This is a genomic window from Bradyrhizobium sp. INPA03-11B (genome assembly GCF_040446015.1).
GTDB lineage: Bacteria > Pseudomonadota > Alphaproteobacteria > Rhizobiales > Xanthobacteraceae > Bradyrhizobium > Bradyrhizobium macuxiense_A.
This window is the reverse complement of record NZ_JASGSR010000147.1, coordinates 1-18,343: the sequence shown is the minus strand read 5'-3', so window position 1 is coordinate 18,343 and position 18,343 is coordinate 1. Positions and strand designations below refer to the sequence as shown.

Annotated in this window: 16 protein-coding genes; 9 read left to right on the top strand and 7 right to left on the bottom strand. The window is 65.8% G+C overall.

Annotated features, from left to right (window positions below; translation table 11 throughout):
- The 6 genes from QMZ05_RS35950 to QMZ05_RS35925 form a co-directional block, all read left to right on the top strand.
- A partial coding sequence (locus QMZ05_RS35950) for a DUF1028 domain-containing protein (RefSeq protein WP_353705058.1) occupies window positions 1–630 on the top strand: 630 nt, incomplete at its 5' end.
- A complete protein-coding gene (locus QMZ05_RS35945) occupies window positions 627–1,616 on the top strand; it encodes an ABC transporter ATP-binding protein (protein ID WP_353705057.1) in 990 nt (329 codons plus the stop codon). The genes QMZ05_RS35950 and QMZ05_RS35945, both read left to right, overlap by 4 nt.
- Entirely contained in the window at window positions 1,613–2,719 is a 1,107-nt protein-coding gene (locus QMZ05_RS35940; protein WP_353705056.1) for a dipeptide ABC transporter ATP-binding protein, read from the top strand. Before QMZ05_RS35945 ends, QMZ05_RS35940 begins: the two co-directional genes overlap by 4 nt.
- A 16-nt stretch (window positions 2,720–2,735) precedes the next feature.
- Window positions 2,736–4,247, top strand: a complete 1,512-nt coding sequence (locus tag QMZ05_RS35935; RefSeq protein ID WP_353705055.1) for an ABC transporter substrate-binding protein — start codon at window positions 2,736–2,738, stop codon at window positions 4,245–4,247.
- A 31-nt stretch (window positions 4,248–4,278) separates the two neighbouring features.
- Entirely contained in the window at window positions 4,279–5,220 is a 942-nt protein-coding gene (locus QMZ05_RS35930; RefSeq protein ID WP_353705054.1) for an ABC transporter permease, read from the top strand.
- A gap of 4 nt (window positions 5,221–5,224) precedes the next feature.
- Window positions 5,225–6,115 (top strand): ABC transporter permease, encoded by an 891-nt coding sequence (locus QMZ05_RS35925; protein ID WP_353705053.1) that lies wholly within the window; start codon window positions 5,225–5,227, stop codon window positions 6,113–6,115.
- Window positions 6,116–6,408: 293 nt separating this feature from the next.
- Here QMZ05_RS35925 and QMZ05_RS35920 read toward each other — a convergent pair whose 3' ends face one another.
- The 6 genes from QMZ05_RS35920 to QMZ05_RS35895 form a co-directional block, all read right to left on the bottom strand.
- Window positions 6,409–7,152 (bottom strand): hypothetical protein, encoded by a 744-nt coding sequence (locus QMZ05_RS35920; protein WP_353705052.1) that lies wholly within the window; start codon window positions 7,150–7,152, stop codon window positions 6,409–6,411.
- Between the two features lie 115 nt (window positions 7,153–7,267).
- Complete coding sequence (locus QMZ05_RS35915) at window positions 7,268–10,369, bottom strand: multidrug efflux RND transporter permease subunit (protein ID WP_353705051.1); 3,102 nt, start codon at window positions 10,367–10,369, stop codon at window positions 7,268–7,270.
- A gap of 83 nt (window positions 10,370–10,452) precedes the next feature.
- Complete coding sequence (locus tag QMZ05_RS35910) at window positions 10,453–11,646, bottom strand: efflux RND transporter periplasmic adaptor subunit (protein ID WP_353705050.1); 1,194 nt, start codon at window positions 11,644–11,646, stop codon at window positions 10,453–10,455.
- A 1-nt stretch (window position 11,647) separates the two neighbouring features.
- Entirely contained in the window at window positions 11,648–12,349 is a 702-nt protein-coding gene (locus QMZ05_RS35905; RefSeq protein WP_353705049.1) for a TetR/AcrR family transcriptional regulator, read from the bottom strand.
- Window positions 12,350–12,413: 64 nt separating this feature from the next.
- Window positions 12,414–13,004, bottom strand: a complete 591-nt coding sequence (locus QMZ05_RS35900) for a thiamine pyrophosphate-dependent enzyme (protein WP_353705048.1) — start codon at window positions 13,002–13,004, stop codon at window positions 12,414–12,416.
- Window positions 13,001–13,534 carry a thiamine pyrophosphate-binding protein gene (locus QMZ05_RS35895; protein ID WP_050424825.1) on the bottom strand — a complete coding sequence of 178 codons (534 nt, stop codon included), beginning with the start codon at window positions 13,532–13,534 and terminating at the stop codon, window positions 13,001–13,003. The genes QMZ05_RS35900 and QMZ05_RS35895 overlap by 4 nt, the downstream gene beginning before the upstream one ends.
- 205 nt (window positions 13,535–13,739) lie before the next feature.
- On the opposite strand from QMZ05_RS35895, the gene QMZ05_RS35890 reads away from it, so the two are divergent.
- Window positions 13,740–14,963 carry a cytochrome P450 gene (locus QMZ05_RS35890; protein WP_353705047.1) on the top strand — a complete coding sequence of 408 codons (1,224 nt, stop codon included), beginning with the start codon at window positions 13,740–13,742 and terminating at the stop codon, window positions 14,961–14,963.
- A gap of 121 nt (window positions 14,964–15,084) precedes the next feature.
- Window positions 15,085–16,299: an ornithine--oxo-acid transaminase gene (rocD, locus tag QMZ05_RS35885; protein WP_353705046.1), complete on the top strand. Its 1,215-nt coding sequence runs from the start codon at window positions 15,085–15,087 to the stop codon at window positions 16,297–16,299.
- A 530-nt stretch (window positions 16,300–16,829) separates the two neighbouring features.
- Here the strand turns inward: rocD and QMZ05_RS35880 are convergent.
- Entirely contained in the window at window positions 16,830–17,000 is a 171-nt protein-coding gene (locus tag QMZ05_RS35880; protein WP_353705045.1) for a hypothetical protein, read from the bottom strand.
- On the opposite strand from QMZ05_RS35880, the gene QMZ05_RS35875 reads away from it, so the two are divergent.
- On the top strand, window positions 16,992–18,251 hold the full coding sequence (locus QMZ05_RS35875; RefSeq protein WP_353705044.1) for a Spy/CpxP family protein refolding chaperone: 1,260 nt from the start codon (window positions 16,992–16,994) through the stop codon (window positions 18,249–18,251). The two genes, QMZ05_RS35880 and QMZ05_RS35875, sit on opposite strands and share 9 nt — an antisense overlap.
- The last annotated feature ends 92 nt before the right edge of the window (window positions 18,252–18,343 follow it).

The window sequence follows — 18,343 nt, the reverse complement described above, 5'->3', positions numbered from 1 at the left end:
GCGCTGGTGCCGCACATCGCATCCGGGATCGGCGCCGTCGCGACGCAGGCGCTGGTCAATCCCTATTACGGCATCGACGGTCTCGCGCTGCTGGGCGACGGCAAGACCCCGCATCAGGTGATCGCGGCGCTGATCGCGCCCGACGGCGGCCGCGAGAGCCGGCAGGTGCATGTCATCGACGCCAAGGGCCGCATCGCGGCGCATTCCGGCAAGGATTGCATCGACTGGTTCGGCCATATCGCCGGCGACGGCTTTTCGATCGCCGGCAACATGCTGGCCGGACCCGCGGTGCTCGACGAGACCGCGCGCGTCTATGCCACCAATGAGCAGCTGCCGTTCGCGGAGCGGCTGATCAAGGCGATGTTCGCCGGTGAAGCGACCGGCGGCGACAAGCGCGGCAAGCAGTCGGCAGCGCTGCTGATCCACGGTACGGAGCAATGGCCGTTGCTCGACCTGCGCGTCGACGACCACGCCGATCCCTTGGCCGAGCTGGAGCGGCTGGAAGCGGTCAGCCGCGAGCACTGGGTGCCATTCCGGAGCTTCATGCCGACCCGCGACAACCCGGCCGGAACCAGCGATCGGGCCACGATCGACGCCGGTATTGCAGCCGCAAGAGCGGGCCGCGAATGACCGCGGGCCCGCTGATCGAGATCGAGGGCCTGCGCGTCAGCTTCCACGGCGACGATGGCCGTATCACGCATGCCGTCGACAGCGTCGATTTGTCCGTCGCCAACGGCGCGACGCTCGGGCTGGTCGGCGAGTCCGGCTGCGGCAAGAGCGTCACCTCGCTCGCGATCATGGGGCTGTTGCCGAAGCAATCCGCCACGGTGTCCGGCGCGATCCGCTTCGACGGCTTCGACCTGCTCGAGGTGCCGGATGCGACGCTGCGCGACCTGCGCGGCAATCGCCTCGCCATGATCTTCCAGGAGCCGATGACCTCGCTCAACCCGAGCTTCACCATCGGCGACCAGATCACCGAGACGATTCTGCGCCACCGCGGCGGCTCCCGGCGCGCCGCACGCGAGCGCACCATCGAGCTGCTGCGCCGCGTGCACATCCCCTCGCCCGAGAAACGCATCGACGAATATCCGCACAAGCTGTCCGGCGGCATGCGCCAGCGCGTGATGATCGCAATGGCGCTAGCCTGCGATCCCCGGCTTCTGATCGCCGACGAGCCGACCACCGCGCTCGACGTCACGCTGCAAGCGCAGATCCTCGATCTGATGCGCGAGCTGAAGGCCGCGAGCGGGGCTGCGATCATCCTGATCACCCACGATCTCGGCGTCGTCGCCGAAGTCTGCGACGAGGTCGCGGTGATGTATGCCGGCGAGATCGTCGAGCGCGCCCCGGTCGACGAGCTGTTTGCCAATCCGCAGCACCCCTACACGATCGGCCTGCTCGGCTCGATCCCGCGGCTCGACCGCCGCACCAGCCATCTCGCCACCATCGAGGGCATGGTGCCGAACATGGCGAACCCGCCCGCGGGCTGCCGCTTCGCCGCGCGCTGCCCGTTCGTAGAGGATGCCTGCACCAAATCACCCCCGCCGCTGGCGATGCTGAGCGCAACTCACGCCTCGCGCTGCCTCCGCGCGCCGCTGGAGCGGCTGGTGTCATGACTGTTCTGCTCGAGGTCGAAGGGCTGGTGAAGCATTTCGTCGCCGAACGCTCGCTGTTCGGTCGGCCGACCGCCCATGTGAAGGCGGTCGACGGTGTCAGCTTCACGGTCGAGGCCGGCAAGACGCTGGCGCTGGTCGGCGAATCCGGCTGCGGCAAATCCACCGTCAGCCGCCTGGTGCTGCGGCTGATCGAGCCGGACGCCGGACGGATCCGCTTCGAGGGCCGCGACCTCGGCGCGCTCAATGCCGAGCAGCTGCGCGCGTTCCGCCGCGATGCGCAACTGATCTTCCAGGACCCCTATGCGTCGCTCAACCCGCGCATGACGGTGAGCCAGATCCTGACCGAGCCGCTGGCGCTGCACAATCTCGTGCCGGCGGCACGCCGCCGCGAACGCGTCGAAGAGCTGCTACGCCTGGTCGGGCTCGAGCCGCGCTTCGCGCGCCGCTATCCCCACGAATTCTCCGGCGGCCAGCGTCAGCGCATTGCGATTGCTCGCGCGCTCGCGGTCGAGCCGAAGCTGATCATCTGCGACGAGCCGGTGTCCGCGCTCGATGTCTCGATCCGCTCGCAGATATTGAACCTGCTGCGCGACCTGCAGGATCGGCTGAAGCTCGCCTACATCTTCGTCTCGCACGATCTGGCCGTGGTGAAGCACATCGCCGACCGCGTCGCCGTGATGAATCTCGGCACCATAGTCGAGACCGCGGAGGCGCATGCGCTGTTCGCCGCCCCGCGCCATCCCTACAGCCGCGCATTGCTATCGGCGATCCCGGTTCCGAAGCCGCGCGCCAAGCGCAGCCGCGTCGTGCTGGAGGGCGAGCTGCCGAGCGCGCTCAATCCGCCCTCCGGCTGCCGCTTCCACACCCGCTGTCCCTATGTGATCGCGCGCTGCCGCAGCGAGATTCCGCAATTGCTGGCAGACGGCACAGGCCACGCCACGGCCTGTCACCGCACAGCGGAGTTACCGCCCGGGGAGAACATCGTTCCCGCCGACGGCGGCTTCTCGCCATCGCTGGAGAAATTGGTCGCGGCCTTCAGCGGAGCCGCGGAAGGGGCCGGCTACGGCGGGGTTGGTAAGGTCGGGACGGGGCCGCAGGCATGATGATGGGGAGTTCGCGATGAGGATGTTTCGTTTGGCGGCGGCTGCCGCCGCCCTGCTGCTGTCGCTGGCGGCCAGCGCGCAGGCGCAGAGCACGCTCCGGATCGGCCTCGCCGAGGATCCCGACGTGCTCGATCCGACCATGGCGCGCACCTATGTCGGCCGCATCGTGTTTGCCGCGCTGTGCGACAAGCTGTTCGACATCGACGAGAAGCTGAACATCGTGCCGCAGCTCGCGCTGTCGCACGAGACCTCCGCCGACGGCAAGGAGGTTACGATCAAGCTCAGGCCGGGTGTCAGATTCCAGGACGGCGAGCCGTTCGATGCGGAGGCGGCCAAATTCTCGCTGGAGCGGCATCTGACCGTCCCCGGCTCGTTCCGCAAGCCGGAGCTCGCCAGCATCGACCATATCGACGTCGTCGATCCCCTAACCATCAAGCTGGTGCTCAAGGCGCCGTTCTCGCCGCTGATCGCGCAGCTCACCGACCGCGCCGGCATGATGGTGTCGCCCAAGGCCGCGAAGGCTGCCGGCGACAAGTTCGGCCTGCATCCGGTCTGCGCCGGTCCCTACAAATTCGTCGAGCGCGTGCAGCAGGATCGCATCGTGCTGGAGAAATTTGCCGACTACTGGAACAAGGACAACGTCTTCATCGATCGCATCGTCTATTTGCCGATCGTGGACGCCACGGTGCGACTCGCCAATTTGAAGTCGGGCGGGCTCGACCTGATCGAACGCGTGCTCGCGACCGACCTCAAGGACGTGCGCACCGACTCGCGCCTGAAGGTGTCGAGCGCAATCGAGCTCGGCTATCAGGGCATCACGCTCAACATCGGCAGGGACAAGGCCAAGGGCCCCCTCAGCCAATCCGCCAAGGTCCGGCAGGCACTCGATCTCTCGATCGACCGCGAGGCGATCAACCAGGTCGTCTTCAACGGTGAGTTCAAGCCCGGAAACCAGTGGGTCAGCCCGGATCATCCGTATTACCAGAAGGATTTTCCGATCCGCGCCCGCGACGTCGAAAAGGCCAAGGCGCTGCTGAAGGAAGCCGGCGTGACGCCGCCGGTCAGCGTCGACTTCATGGTGCCGAAGGGACCGGAGACCGAGGCCACCGCGCAGGTCATGCAGTCGATGGCGGCCGAGGCCGGCTTCGACCTGAAGATCCGCGTCACCGAATTCGCGACGTCGCTGAAGCAGGCCGAAGCCGGCGAATACCAGGCCTATATGCTGGCGTGGAGCGGCCGCATCGATCCGGACGGCAATTCCTACGTCTTCCTGCACAAGGACGCGCCGCAAAATTACAGCGCCTGGGCCAACCCCGAGGCCGACAAGGCGCTCGACGATGCCCGCCTCACCACCGACATGGCGCAACGCAAGGCGATCTACGCCAGGCTGACGAAGCTCGAGCTCGAGGATGAAGCCATTCTCTATATCTACCATCGTCGCATCATCATCGCGCACACCACCAAGCTCGACGGCTACAAGCAGATGCCGGATGGCCTCGTGCGCGTGGTCGGATTGAAGCTGAAATGATCGCGCCGGCGTCCGGGACACGAGCATCGTCATGCTGAACTTCCTCGCCAAGCGGCTGGTTCAGATCGTGCCGACACTGTTCTTCGTTTCGGTGCTGATCTTCTCGCTGCAGCATCTGCTGCCCGGCGATCCGGCGCTGGTGATGGCCGGCGAGGAACGCGATCCCGCCGTGATCGCGCAGATCCGCGCGCAGTATCATCTCGATCAGCCGATCCCGGTGCAATACGTCTACTGGATCAAGGGCGTGCTGTCGGGCGATTTCGGCGAGTCCTTGCGCAACAAGATGCCGGTGCTGGAGCTGATCGCGCAGAAGCTGCCGGTGACGCTGCAGCTTGCGGCCATGGCGATTGTGATCGCGTTCCTGATCGGGATTCCCGCCGGCATCGTCTCGGCGGTGAAGAAAGGCACCGCCTGGGATTACGGCGCCAATCTGTTCGCGCTGTGGGGGATCTCGACGCCGAACTTCTGGCTCGGCATCATGCTGATCTTCCTGTTCTCCATCGAACTGGGCTGGCTGCCGGCCTCCGGCTACGTGCCACTCACCGAGAACTGGCGCGCCAGCATCGCCGCCACCATCATGCCGGCCTTCGTGCTCGGCAACGCGATCGCCGCGATCCTGATGCGGCACACACGAAGCGCCATGCTGCAGGTATTGGAGAGCGACTATGTCCGCACCGCGCGCGCCAAGGGCCTGTCCGAGCGCACGGTCATCCTCAAGCATGCGATGCGCAACGCACTGACGCCGATCATCACGCTCGGCGCGCTCGAGCTCGGGACCTTGCTGTCGGGCGCGGTGCTCACCGAGCAGATCTTCTCGATCCCGGGCTTCGGCAAGCTGATCGTCGATGCCGTGTTCAACCGCGACTACGCGGTCGTGCAGGGCGTGGTGCTGACGACGGCGACGATCTACATCACGCTCAACCTGATCGCCGACATCGCCTATATCCTCGTCAACCCGCGGCTGAGGGGCTGACCGGATGACGGACGCAACACTCGGGACATCAGCTTCGCTTGCGGCGGCCGAGACGCTGGAGAGTCCGGCGCGGCGCGCCTGGCGGCGACTGATCCGGCGCAAGGGCGCGGTGCTCGGCCTCGTCGTGATCGCGCTGTTCATCCTGCTCGCCGTCTTCGCACCGCTGATCGTGCCCTATGATCCGATCGCGACCAGTTGGTCGCTGGTACGCAAAGCGCCGTCGCTGCAGCACTGGTTCGGCACCGACGAGCTCGGCCGCGACGTGCTCGCCCGCGTCGTGTTCGGCGCCCGCGCCTCGCTGCTCGCGGGTGTCATCTCGGTCGGCATCGCGCTTGCGATCGGCGTGCCGCTTGGCCTCGTCGCCGGCTATCGCGGCGGCTTCATCGATGGGCTGATCAGCCGCATCACCGATGCGATGCTGGCCTGCCCGTTCCTGATCCTGGCGATCGCGCTCGCCGCGTTCCTCGGGCCGAGCCTCGGCAATGCAATGATCGCGATCGGCGTCTCGGCGACCCCGATCTTCATCCGCCTGACCCGCGGCCAGGTGATGAGCGTCAAGGTCGAGGACTATGTCGAGGCGGCGCGCGCCATGGGCAATCCGCGCTGGCGCATCGCGCTGGTCCACATCCTGCCCAACATCCTGCCGGCGCTATTGGTGCAGGCCACGCTGTCGATCGCGGCCGCGATCATCGCCGAGGCCGCACTGTCCTTCCTCGGCCTCGGCCAGCAGCCGCCGGCGCCATCCTGGGGCAGCATGCTCAACGCCGCGCAACGCTTCCTGACCAGCGCGCCCTGGATGGCGGTCTGGCCGGGGCTTGCGATCTTCCTGGTCGTGCTGTCGTTCAACCTGGTCGGCGACGGCCTGCGCGACGCGCTAGATCCGAAGGCGCGGTGAGCAGTCGCCGCGCAGCGAGCGCACATTCTTCCCCGTCATCCTGAGGTGGCCGCTTCTTCAGCGGCCCTCGAAGGATGAATCGGCCACCAGCGGGGCCGTGCATCCTTCGAGGCTCGCCCAGCGGCGCAATTGCGCCGCAAGGCTCGCGCCTCGGGATGACAGGAAAAAGTGGGCGAAGTCCCAGCCGCGTCATTGCGAGCGAAGCGAAGCAATCCATCGGTCCACGTACGTCGACCGATGGATTGCTTCGTCGCTTCGCTCCTCGCAATGACGACGGTTGGTTTCTCCGAAAGCTAGACCACCACCTCACGCAACACGCGCCGGCAATCCATCTCGTATTCGAGATCGACCACCGGCGGGCGGCAGAAGTGCCAGGTCAGGCCGGAGCGCGTCGCGCCGCGGCGCACCAGCTCGTCGACGACCACGGGATGGATGTCATGCACGGTGTAGGCCTGCACCGCTGTCGTCTCCTGCCAGCCGAAGCTGAATTCAGCGAGGCGGCGCTCCATCTCGCCGGCGGTGAAGCGGACCTTCTCGCGCCATGCGTCGGGGCTGAGATCGCGATAGCAGACGATGCGGTCGGGATAGCTCGCCGTGCCGCTGCGCGCGTCGGCGCCGCCCGCGATCACGAAAGACGGCGACGTGCTCGTGCTCGGCCGTGTGAATGAGAACGCATAGAACGACGGTTCGGCCGGCGGATCGATCTCGGGACAGACATTGCTGCGCGCGACCGGATTGATGGTGCCGTCGAACAGCCCCCATTCGGCGAGCGTCTTGACATAGTGCTGGTTGAAGGCACGGAAACCGTCCTCGGTGAAGGCGGCCGGCGACCGCAATTCGCAGGCACAGAACGAGGTCAACGGCCGGCCGGCGTCCTTGATGTAGGCCGCAATCCGCGCAAAGCCGTCCGCAAGCGGCACCAGGCGATCGAAGCGCACCCGCTCGATCTCATAGCCGGCGTTTGCCTGCGCGCCGCTGGAATACTGGAACACGGCCGGAATGAACCGGTAATTGCCCGCCGCAAACTCGCTCGCCATGCCTGGCCTCCCAATCTTTTCTGCCCGCCTTCGGCAAGGCTAGCACGAGACAAAGAAAAGGCGGCAGTGGCTTTCGCCAGTGCCGCCTTCTCCTGCGAGCATGAGCTTGGAGGGCTCAGGTCGGTTTCAATGCACCACCGTGCTTGTCGAGTTCATAGTCCGCGATCTGCTTGGCGCGGTCGGAACGGGCCGCGGCCTGGTGGTCGGTCGCGATCGTCATGTACACGGCCGGCAGCACGAACAGCGTGAACAGCGTGCCGATCGTCATGCCGGCCACGACCACGAGCCCGATCGAGAAGCGGCTGGCGGCGCCGGCGCCCGAGGCAGTGAGCAGCGGCAGCAGGCCGGTGACCATGGCCGCCGTCGTCATCAGGATCGGACGCAGACGAATCCGCGCCGACATTTCGATCGCCGAGCGGCGGTCGAGTCCCTCGTTAAGCTGCAGCTCGTTGGCGAACTCCACCATCAGGATGCCGTGCTTGGTGATCAGTCCGACCAGCGTCAGCAAGCCCACCTGGGTGTAGATGTTCATGGTGGCGACGCCGAAGAACAGCGGGATCAGGGCGCCGACGATCGCCATCGGCACCGAGATCATGATGACGAACGGATCGCGCAGGCTCTCGAACTGCGCCGCCAGCACCAGGAAGATGATGATGATGGCGAACGCGAAGGTGACCAGGAGCTGGTTGCCCTCGTGGACGTATTGCCGGGAGTCGGCCAGGAAGTCGTAGCTGAAGCCGGACGGCAGCTTCTTGGCTTCACCCTGCAGGAACTCCACCGCCTGGCCCATCGAGACGCCGGGCATCGGCACGGCCTGGAAGGTCGACGAGTTGAGCTGGTTGTAGTGGGTCAGCGCGTTCGGATCGACGCCGGTCTCGACCGACACCACCGTCGACAGCCGCACCAGCTGCCCGGTCGCGGTCGGGACATAGTAGTTGTCGAACGACTCAGGCGCGAGCCGGCTGGCGCGCGGCACCTGCGGAATCACCTGATAGGAGCGCCCTTCGAGGTTGAAGCGGTTGACGTAGTTGCCGCCGAGCAGCGTCGCCAGCGCGCCACCGATCTGCTGCATGGTGATGCCGAGGTCGCTCGCCTTGGAGCGATCGACCTTCACCCGGACCACCGGCTGGTTGAAATCGAGGTCGCTGTCGGTGACGATGAACAGGCCGCTCTTGCGCGCGGCATCCTTCAGCTTGCTCATCTGGTCGAACACCTGCTGGAAGCCGGCGGTCGAAGAGATCACCATCTGCACCGGCAGACCGCCGGGTCCGCCGGGCAACGGCGGCAGGCTGAACGCGAACGCGCTGACGCCTTCGATCTTCGACAGCTCGGCCTGCACCAGCGGCTGCAGCGTCTGCGCGCTGCGCTTGCGCTCATCCCACGGCTTGAGCAGCATGCCGGCGAAGCCGCCCTGCGGACCGGTGATGCCGTTCAGAATGAACCGCAGGTCGGTCTCGGGAAACTTCTGGAACTCCTTGTCCATCTTGTCGCCGTAGAAATCGATGTAGTCGATGTTGGCGTATTTCGGCGCCTTGGTCACCGCGAACACGATGCCCTGGTCTTCCTGCGGCGCAAGCTCCTTCTGGATATGCATATAGAGGAAGCCGACCAGACCGAGGATGGTCACGGCGAACAGCGCCGTGATCGGACGGTAGTCGAGCGAGCGGTCGAGCTGGCGGCCATAGGCACGCGTCAGCGCGCCGAACACGCGGTTGACCAGCCTGGAGAAACGCCCCTCTTCCGCGCTCTTGAGGAACACCGAGCACATCATCGGCGACAGCGTCAGCGCGATCACGCCCGACACGATCACCGAGCCGGCCAGCGTGAAGGCGAATTCGCGGAACAGCGTGCCGGTCACGCCGCCGAGGAAGCCGATCGGCGCATACACCGCCGCCAGCGTGATCGTCATGGAGACGACGGGGCCGACGATTTCGCGGGCACCTTTCAGCGATGCCTGCACCGGTGGCAGGCCCTCCTCGAGATGTCGATGGATGTTCTCCACCACCACGATGGCGTCGTCGACCACGAGACCGATCGCGAGCACCATCGCCAGCAGCGTCAGCAGGTTGAAGCTGAAGCCGGCGGCCAGCATCAGGATGCAGACGCCGACCAGCGACAACGGAATGGTGACGACGGGAATGATCACCGACCGCAGCGAGGCCAGGAACAGGAAGATGACGACGACGACGATCAGCACCGCTTCGGTCAGCGTCTTCTCGACCTCGTCGATCGACGATTGGATGAACTTGGTGGAGTCGTAGGCCACCTTCATCTTCATCGACGGCGGCAGGTTGCGCTCGAGGTCGGGGAACAGCGCACGCACGCCCTTCACCAGGGTCAGCGGGTTACCTTGCGGCGTCGCCTTGATGCCGATGAAGATCGCATGCTCGCCGTTGAAGGCGACGCTGGCATCGGTCGACTGCGCTGCGAGCTCCACCGTCGCGATGTCCTCGATGCGCACGAAGCCGCCGTCCTTCGCCTTCACGATCATTCGCTTGAACTGATCGATGTTCTGAAGGTCGGTGTTGGCCGAGACGTTGGAGACGATGAAGAAGCCCTTGGTCTGGCCTGCGGCCGCCTGGAAGTTGTTGGCGGCGATCGCAGCCGCAACGTCGTTGGGCGACACGCCGCGTCCGGCCATCCGGGTCGGATCGAGCCAGACGCGCATCGCGAAGGTCTGGCCGCCGAGAATGTCGGCCGATGCGACGCCGTCGACGGTCGAGAGCACCGGCTGCACGACGCGGGTCAGATAGTCGGAGATCGCCGATCCGGTCAGCTCTTCGCTGGAGAAGCCGAGATACATCACGGCGATGGTGTCACCGGTCGCCTTGGTCACGACCGGGTCGAAGGCTTCCTTCGGGATCAGGTATTTGACCGAGTTGACCTTGGCGAGCACCTCGGTCAGCGCCTGGTTCGGATCGTGGTTGAGCTTGACGTAGACCTGGATCGTCGAGGTGCCGAGCACCGAGTTCGACGTCATGTAGTCGACGCCTTCAGCCGACGCGACGGCCTGCTCGATCGGCGTGGTGATGAAGCCGTTGATCAGCTCCGGCGACGCGCCGGGATACGACGTCGTGATGGTCACGACGGTGTTCGACAGATTCGGATATTGCCGGATCGGCAGCACCATCGCCGCGCGCAAGCCGATCAAGAGGATCAGCAGGCTGACGACGACCGACAGCACCGGGCGCTTGATGAAAATATCAGTGAAGGCCATCGCCAACTCGATTCGTGTTGTCTGCCGGTTGCGGCAACATGTGGCGGAGGGCCATCAGGCCCTCCGGGTTTAGATAATGGAGATCAGTAACGCGGCGGCTCGGCCGGAACCGGCGGCGCCGGGTCGGTCGAGATCGCAACCGGCATGCCCGACTGCAGCTTGATCTGGCCGACGGCCACGACCTTGTCCCCGGCCTTCAGACCCTTGAGGATCTCGACGCGGCCTTCGACGCGGTTGCCCGTCTTCACGAAGGTGCGCTCGGCGGTCAGGGTGGTCTTGCCGTCCCCGCCCTTCTTCTCGGTGATCAGGAACACGGAGTCGCCGTACAGCGTGTAGTCGACCGCGGTTTCCGGAACCGTGACGACCGGCGGCTTGTCCGGCAGCACGATCGTGGTGGTCGCGAACATGCCGGGCTTGAGGATGCTGTCCGGATTCTGGATCGTGGCCTGAACCCTGATGTTGCGGGTATCGGTCGCGATCTGCGGCTCGATGGTCGTGATCTTGCCTTCGAAGGTACGGCCCGGATAGGCGTCGACCTTGATCCGCACGGTCTGGCCGACCTTGATCTGCGAGCTCTGCTTCTCGGTCACGGTCATGTTGGCGTACAGCACCGACAGGTCGGTCAGCGACACGATCTGGGTGCCGGCCGTCAGATACTGGCCGACTTCCACCTGACGAACGCCGAGATCGCCTTCGAACGGCGCGCGCACCAGCTTCTGCGAGATCAGCGCTTCGGTCTTGGCGATGCCCGCCTTGGCCTGGTCGTAGGTCGCCTGCGCCGTATCGACGGTCGACTGCGGCCCGAACTGGCGCGACGCGAGCTGCTTGGCGCGGTCGAGTTGCTGCTCGCCCACGGTCGCCTGCGCCTTGAAGCTGGCGAGGTCGCCCTGCTCCGGCGCGTCGAACAGCTGCACCAGCGGCGTGCCCGCCTTCACATGGCTGCCCGCGGTGAACAGGATCTCGGTGATGCGGCCCGGCACGTCGGTCGTGACGTTGACCTGGTGCACCGCGACGAGATCACCGACGGCGCTCAAGAGGTTCGGAATCACTTCGGTCTTCGCCTCGGCGGCCGAGACGTTCGACGGCGGCGGCTTATTGTTGGCGAAGAACTGCGCGATCATGTGGCTGCGGAAGGCGTTGAAGCCGACCAGCGCGCCGACCAGCAGGGCCAGCAACAGGCCTACGATGATGAACCAGCGCACCAAACGGACGGGACGCTTGGCTTGCTTCTCCTTGATCGGTTGCCCCGAGATGTGGCTTTCGGTCTGAATATTCATGTCATGCACTTTCTGCAGTTACCGACGGTCCTGCGCTCGGCGACGGCTGGCGGCCCAAATGAGTTGAAATTGCGGCTTCGGTAAGTCCGATGCCGCGAAGAATGAACTGGCAAAGCTGCTGCTCGGCCGCGGCGGCATCGCCGTAGGGGAGACATGGTGTCGCAGGCAGCTGCGTCAGCGCGCCCATAAGCACGGTATGATGCGCAAACCAGAACAGGTTGAGCGGCTCGTCGCCGATCCGCGTCGCCTCGCCGGCAGCGATCGCCCGCTCCAGCGAAGCGGCGAAGGTCGGACCGATCAGCTTGCCGACCTTGTCGTAGAGTAGGCGCGCGAACTCGCCGTCGTCGAGATGGCTCGTCACCATCAGCCGCATCCGCTGCGTCTCTTCCTGGTCCGGCGCATCGCGCAGCTGCATGAAATGGCCGACCATGCCCTGCACCAGTTCGACCAGCGTCGCGGTCGACGGCTCCTGGCCAAGCAGATGGGCGAGATCGGGATCCGCCTCGCACTCTTCGGCAAGGATCTCGGCGTAGAGCGCGGCCTTCGACGGGAAGTGCTTGAACAAAAGCCCTTCCGAAATGGCAGCCGCGGCCGCCACGCTCTTTGTCGTGGTGCCGGCAAAGCCGTTGCGGGCGAAACACCGCTTTGCGGCGCTCAGGATCAACTGACGCCGCAAGTCACTCGTCATGCGTAAGGTAGACATTTGGGTCGTGAGTAATCACTCACTTTACCAAAAGTCAAGGTTCTATTGCACCGCGAAAGTCACTTTATATCGGAGTGTGTCCGATCGACCCGCGGATGCGGTTGACGATGTAGGCGCCGTCGCGGCTCGACAGCACGCGTTCCAGATTGGCCCCGTCGATCTTCGCGCTGGCGAACCGCGGCCCCGCCGTAACATCTTGCAAAGACGAAGCAAAAGCCTCGACCTCGGCCATCGTGCTGATCGAGCGGCTATCCCCGATTCCGCAAGCCTTGGCAACACCCACGAGGTCGGCGGTTCCACCGGTGTGACTGGCCTGGCCGCCGGTCTCGCCATAGGCCTCGTTGTCCAGCACGATGATCGAGAGGTTTTTCGGCTGCTGCAGCGCGACAGTCGCAAGACTCCCCATTCCCATCAGCATCTCGCCGTCGCCGGTGATCACGACGACCGGCAAGGTCGGCTGGGCCAGCGCGAGGCCGAGCCCGATCATCACGGCGCCGCCCATGCCGCCCCAGAGATAGAAGTTGCGGTCATGGTCGCCGGCCGCGGCGATGTCATAGGTCGAGGCGCCGAGGCCGCCGACGGCGAAGGCGCCCTTACGATCCCGCAGCAGTTCAGAAACCACGGCGCGGCGGTCGAGGAGATTGGCTTTGCTCATTTGGTGAAGACCTTTGCCCCGATCAGGCGCTGCGACAGCAGGACGGCGGTTGGCGTGCAGGCGTTGTAGGCTTGCGCCGCGCCGGCCTCGACGACCTCGCGGACCTCATCCGGATGCGAAGCGCGCAACACCTTGATGCCCGACAATTCGAGAATCCCTTGCGTGTTCGAGCCCATCGGCACCTGCCAGGGATTGAACTCGCCCCATTCGCCTCGCATCGTCACCAGCGTGAGGAACGGCAGGCGGAAGATCTGCACCAGCGACAGCATGTTGATGCAATTGCCGACGCCGCTGGACTGCATCAGCAGCACGCCGCGCTGGCCGCCGGCCCAGGCGCCTGCGAGCAACGCCACGCCCTCTTCCTCCGTCGTCAGCGCAATACCGCGCATCGAAGACGAACCCAGCACCCGCTCGATCAGCTCGGAATGCCCGGCGTCCGGCACGTAGGGCACCTGGCGCACCTCGAAGCGCTGCAATATCGAAAAGATCTCCTCGGGCCAGGAGGCCGCGGTGTCGGCACGGGCATGCATTGGCGTTTCCGGCTCTCTGTTGTTTGGCCGCGACTGTAGAGGGGCGCGCACGCTTCATCAAAGCGCAATACCGCATATGGCTCTGCGATTTACTCGCACCGCGCAGCGCGCCCGCGCCGGTCCCAACTCCTCGCAAATTGTGTTGCGCGACCGCCGCCCGCGGCCTACGATAGTTGCAAATGAAACTAATTGGGTTGGAATCGCCATGGACGGGCACGCGCGGGAGCTGGCTGACGGGTTCGACCTCGAGAAGCTGACTCCGGAGTTCTACGCCAACCCCTACCCGACCTATCGCGCGCTGCGCGAGCATGCGCCGGTCAAGCGGCTGCCGAACGGCTGCTATTTTCTCACCCGCTACGACGACCTGATCGCAGCCTACAAGAACACCAAGGCGTTCTCCTCCGACAAGAAGAAGGAGTTCCTGCCGAAATACGGCAACTCGCTGCTCTACGAGCACCACACGACGAGCCTCGTCTTCAACGATCCGCCGGCGCACACCCGCGTGCGGCGATTGATCATGGGCGCCTTGTCGCCGCGCGCGATCGCCGGCATGGAGCCGGACCTGATCGCGCTGGTCGACAGCCTGCTCGACCGCATCGAGACGCGCGACCGCTTCGAGCTGATCGGCGACTTCGCCTCGGCCATCCCCGTCGAGGTGATCGGCAATCTGCTCGACGTGCCGCACGACGAACGCGAGCCGCTGCGCGACTGGTCGCTCGCGATCCTGGGCGCGCTGGAGCCGGTGATCCGCAAGGACGCGTTCGATCGCGGCAACGATGCGGTGAAGGATTTCCTCGCCTATCTCGAAACCCTGGTCGAACGGCGTCGCGCCAAGCCGGGCAATCCCGAACGCGACGTGCTGACGCGATTGATCCAGGGTGAGGACAATGGCGAGCGGCTGACCGCGAAGGAATTGCTGCACAACTGCATCTTTCTGCTCAACGCCGGCCACGAGACCACGACCAATCTGATCGGCAACGGGCTGGTGACGCTCACCCAATATCCCGATCAGAAGCAGCGGCTGCTCGCGCAGCCCGAGCTGATCAAGACCGCGGTCGAGGAGATGCTGCGCTACGAAAGCTCGAACCAGCTCGGCAACCGCATGATCGTGGAGGAGACTGAGCTCGGCGGCATCAAGCTGCCGGCCGGCGCGCTGGTCACGCTGTGCATCGGTGCCGCCAACCGCGACGGCGCGCAATTCCCCAACCCCGAAGGCTTCGACGTTGCGCGCACGCCGAACCGCCACCTCGCCTTCGGGACCGGCGCGCATCAATGCGCCGGGATGGCGCTGGCGCGCCTTGAAGGCGCGATCGCGATCTCGCGCTTCCTCAAGCGCTTCCCGAACTATGTGCTCGATGGCGAGCCGGTGCGCGGCGGCCGGGTCCGCTTCCGCGGCTTCCTCAGCGTGCCCTGCAGCATCAACGCATAGCGAGCATTGTCCCCCGCGATTTTGGCCGGCAACCCCACTTCCCTGTGGAGGAACCGATGCCCAAATCAGTTGCAGGCGCGCATTGATGTAATCTGGTGCGCGACAGCGGGAGTGACGCAGGATGAGTCCATCGGTCACTGATCTCCTCGCAACCGAAGCGCAGTTCGGCACCTACAATTACGAGCCGATCGGGGTCGTGCTGTCCCGCGGCGAGGGCGTCTGGGTCTGGGACACCGATGGCAACCGGTATCTCGACTGTCTCTCCGCCTATTCGGCGGTAAGCCAGGGCCACTGTCATCCGAAGATCCTGGCAGCAATGATCGAGCAGGCGCATCGGCTGACGCTGACCTCGCGCGCCTTCCACAACGATCAGCTCGCTCCCTTCTACCGCGAACTCGCGGAGCTGACCGGCTCGCACAAGGTGCTGCCGATGAACAGCGGCGCCGAGGCGGTGGAGAGCGCGATCAAGTCGGTGCGCAAATGGGCCTATGAGATCAAGGGCGTGCCGGACGGGCAGGCCGAGATCATCGTCTGCGCCAATAATTTTCACGGACGCACACTCGGCATCGTCGGCTTCTCGACCGACCCGGCCTCGCGCGACCATTTCGGCCCGTTCGCGCCGGGCTTCAAGATCATCCCGTTCGGCGATGCCGCGGCACTCGAGCAGGCGATCACGCCCAACACCGCGGCCTTCCTCGTCGAGCCGGTCCAGGGCGAAGCCGGCGTCATCATTCCCCCGCCGGGCTATTTCGCGCGCGTGCGCGAGCTGTGCACCGCGCGCAACGTGATGCTGGTGCTCGACGAGATCCAGACCGGGCTCGGCCGCACCGGCAAGCTGCTCGCCGAGCAGCACGAGGGCATCGAGGCCGACGTGACGCTGCTCGGCAAGGCGCTATCGGGTGGCTTCTATCCGGTGTCGGCGGTGCTCTCCAACAACGCCGTGCTCGGCACGCTGCGGCCGGGCCAGCACGGCTCGACCTTCGGCGGCAACCCGCTGGCCTGCGCGGTGGCGCGCGTAGCGCTGCGGGTGCTGGTCGAGGAAGGGATGATCGAGAACGCGGCGCAACAGGGCGTGCGCTTTCTCGCCGGATTGCAGGACATCCGCGCCAACGTCATCCGCGAGGTGCGCGGGCGCGGGCTGATGCTGGCGATCGAACTACACCCCGAGGCCGGCGGCGCCCGCCGCTACTGCCTGGCGCTGCAGGCGCGTGGCATCCTCGCCAAGGACACCCACGAGCACACCATCCGCATCGCCCCGCCGCTGGTGATCACCGCCGATCAAGTGGACTGGGCGCTGGAGCGGATCGCGGCTGCCCTGACCCAGGATGTCTCCTGACGGTTCCCTGCGTCGGAAGACCGCACGGCCGGCTGCAGCCAACAAGAACGATTTCGACATCCGCGCGTTGAAGTTCTGCGGGCAGGGATGGACGGAGAGCTACGCTCATGCCTTGCCGTCGCTCTGGACTTATTGTCTTTTTGATTAGTGCCTCAATGCTCGTGGCGAGCGGCGGCGCGTCCGCGCAGCCGCACGTAAAGGGTGGACCGGCGGCACGTCCAGCCGCACCGCCAGCGATGGCGCGTCCTGCCGCGCCGATGGTCCACGCCGCCCCGCCGGCAATGGCGCGACCGCCTGCAATGGCCCGGCCACCCGCGATGGCTCGGCCGGCCGCACCTGCGTTCCATGCCCCGCAGCGACCCGCGATGGCACCGCGCCCGGCACCGCATTTCGCCGCCCCGTCAATGCGCCAGGCTCCCCATATCGCCGCACCGCGCGTCGCAACGCATCGACCCGAATTCCGTCGCGGGGCACCGCAGCGCCCGGCTCCTCGTGTGGCCGCGCCATCACGCCCGAGCCCACCGTCGCGCTTAAGCGCACGGCCGTCGCCGACGGAGCGAATTCAACAGCGTGCGCAGCAGCGTCAGCAACTCATCCAGCAACGCCAGCAGACCGCGCAGCAGCGGCAGCGTGACACGCTGTCGCGCCAGACCGCAGAGCGGCAGTCCCGGATCGATCGCCTGCAGCAACGCGTGCAGCAATTGCAGTCGCAGAAGGTTCAAGGCGCACGCGCACAACGCATCCATGACCGCACGCTGCAGGCGCAGAACCGCCTGCTGCAGCGCGAGCAGCGCTCACAGCAAGCCGACGTTGCCCGCCAGCAGCGATTGGCGCCGGCAGCGACGGTTGGGGCCGCCACAGCGGCCACAGCCGCGATGACGGCCGCGGCACGAGCGGCCCAGCGCGAGCGATTTGCCGCGCATTTCCGCGACCAGGCGGGCGCGCAAGACCAGGCGGCACTCGCGATGCGCCAAGGCGGCTGGGCGCCCCGCAATGCCTGGCGACGAGGCCACCGCGCGGCGTTCGTGGCGTGGCTTGGCCCGGTGTTCCTGCCCTACGCCTATTCGGACATCTTCGACTACACGTTCTGGTCCTACGCCTACGAGCCCGGCTATTGGGCCTACGCCTATGACGACTTCGTCGACACCGTGTTCTGGGACACCAACAGTCCGTACTCCGCCTATGCCAGCATCGAATCCGGCGATTATCCGGCGACCACGGGCCGCACTCGGTCCCGTCAACGCGCCGACACGAGCCCGCAGGCCATCAAGCAATTATGCGGTGAACCCGACAAGGGCGTCACCGCCTGGCCGCTTGCCGACATCGCGCGGGTGGTGCGGCCGAGCCAACAGCAGCGCGTCCTGCTCGACGATCTGAAGACTGCCGCAACGGAGGCCGCCAATGTCTTCAAGGACACTTGCAGCGACAGCTATGCCATGACGCCGACCGGCCGCTTGCGGTCGATGTTGAGCCGCATCAGCGCGACGCTCGATGCGATCAGGATCGTGCGGCCCGCGCTGGAGAATATCTACAGCTCGCTCAGCGACGAGCAGCAGGCCCGCTTCAATGCGCTCGGCCCGCATATCGGCGAGCGCTCGGCGCATCAGCAGGACACAACCGCGCAATCCGGCAATTGCGGCGATTCGAAATCCGACCTGGCCCAATTGCCGATCAACCGGATCGATGCCTCGCTTCATCCGGCGGGCAAGCAGAAGGAAGCGCTCGATCGCCTGAGCGATGCGACCACAAAGGCCATCGCGGACCTGCAGGCGGCCTGCCCGAACGATGTGCCGCTGACACCGGTCGGCCGGCTGGAAGCGATGCAGCACCGGCTCGAGGCCATGCAGAAGGCCGCGAAGCTGATCGAGCCTGCGCTGGACAAGTTCTATGCCTTGCTGAGCAGCGAACAGAAGGCGCGCTTCAACACGCTGCAGCAGGTCGCGAGCCCCTGAGGCCGCCCGCCTGCGATCTTCAGCGCCCGGCGCGCGCGACGCCGGTCCCCCCGTCTTGCCTTTGCGGCCGCCGCACAGCAATGTTCGGCACC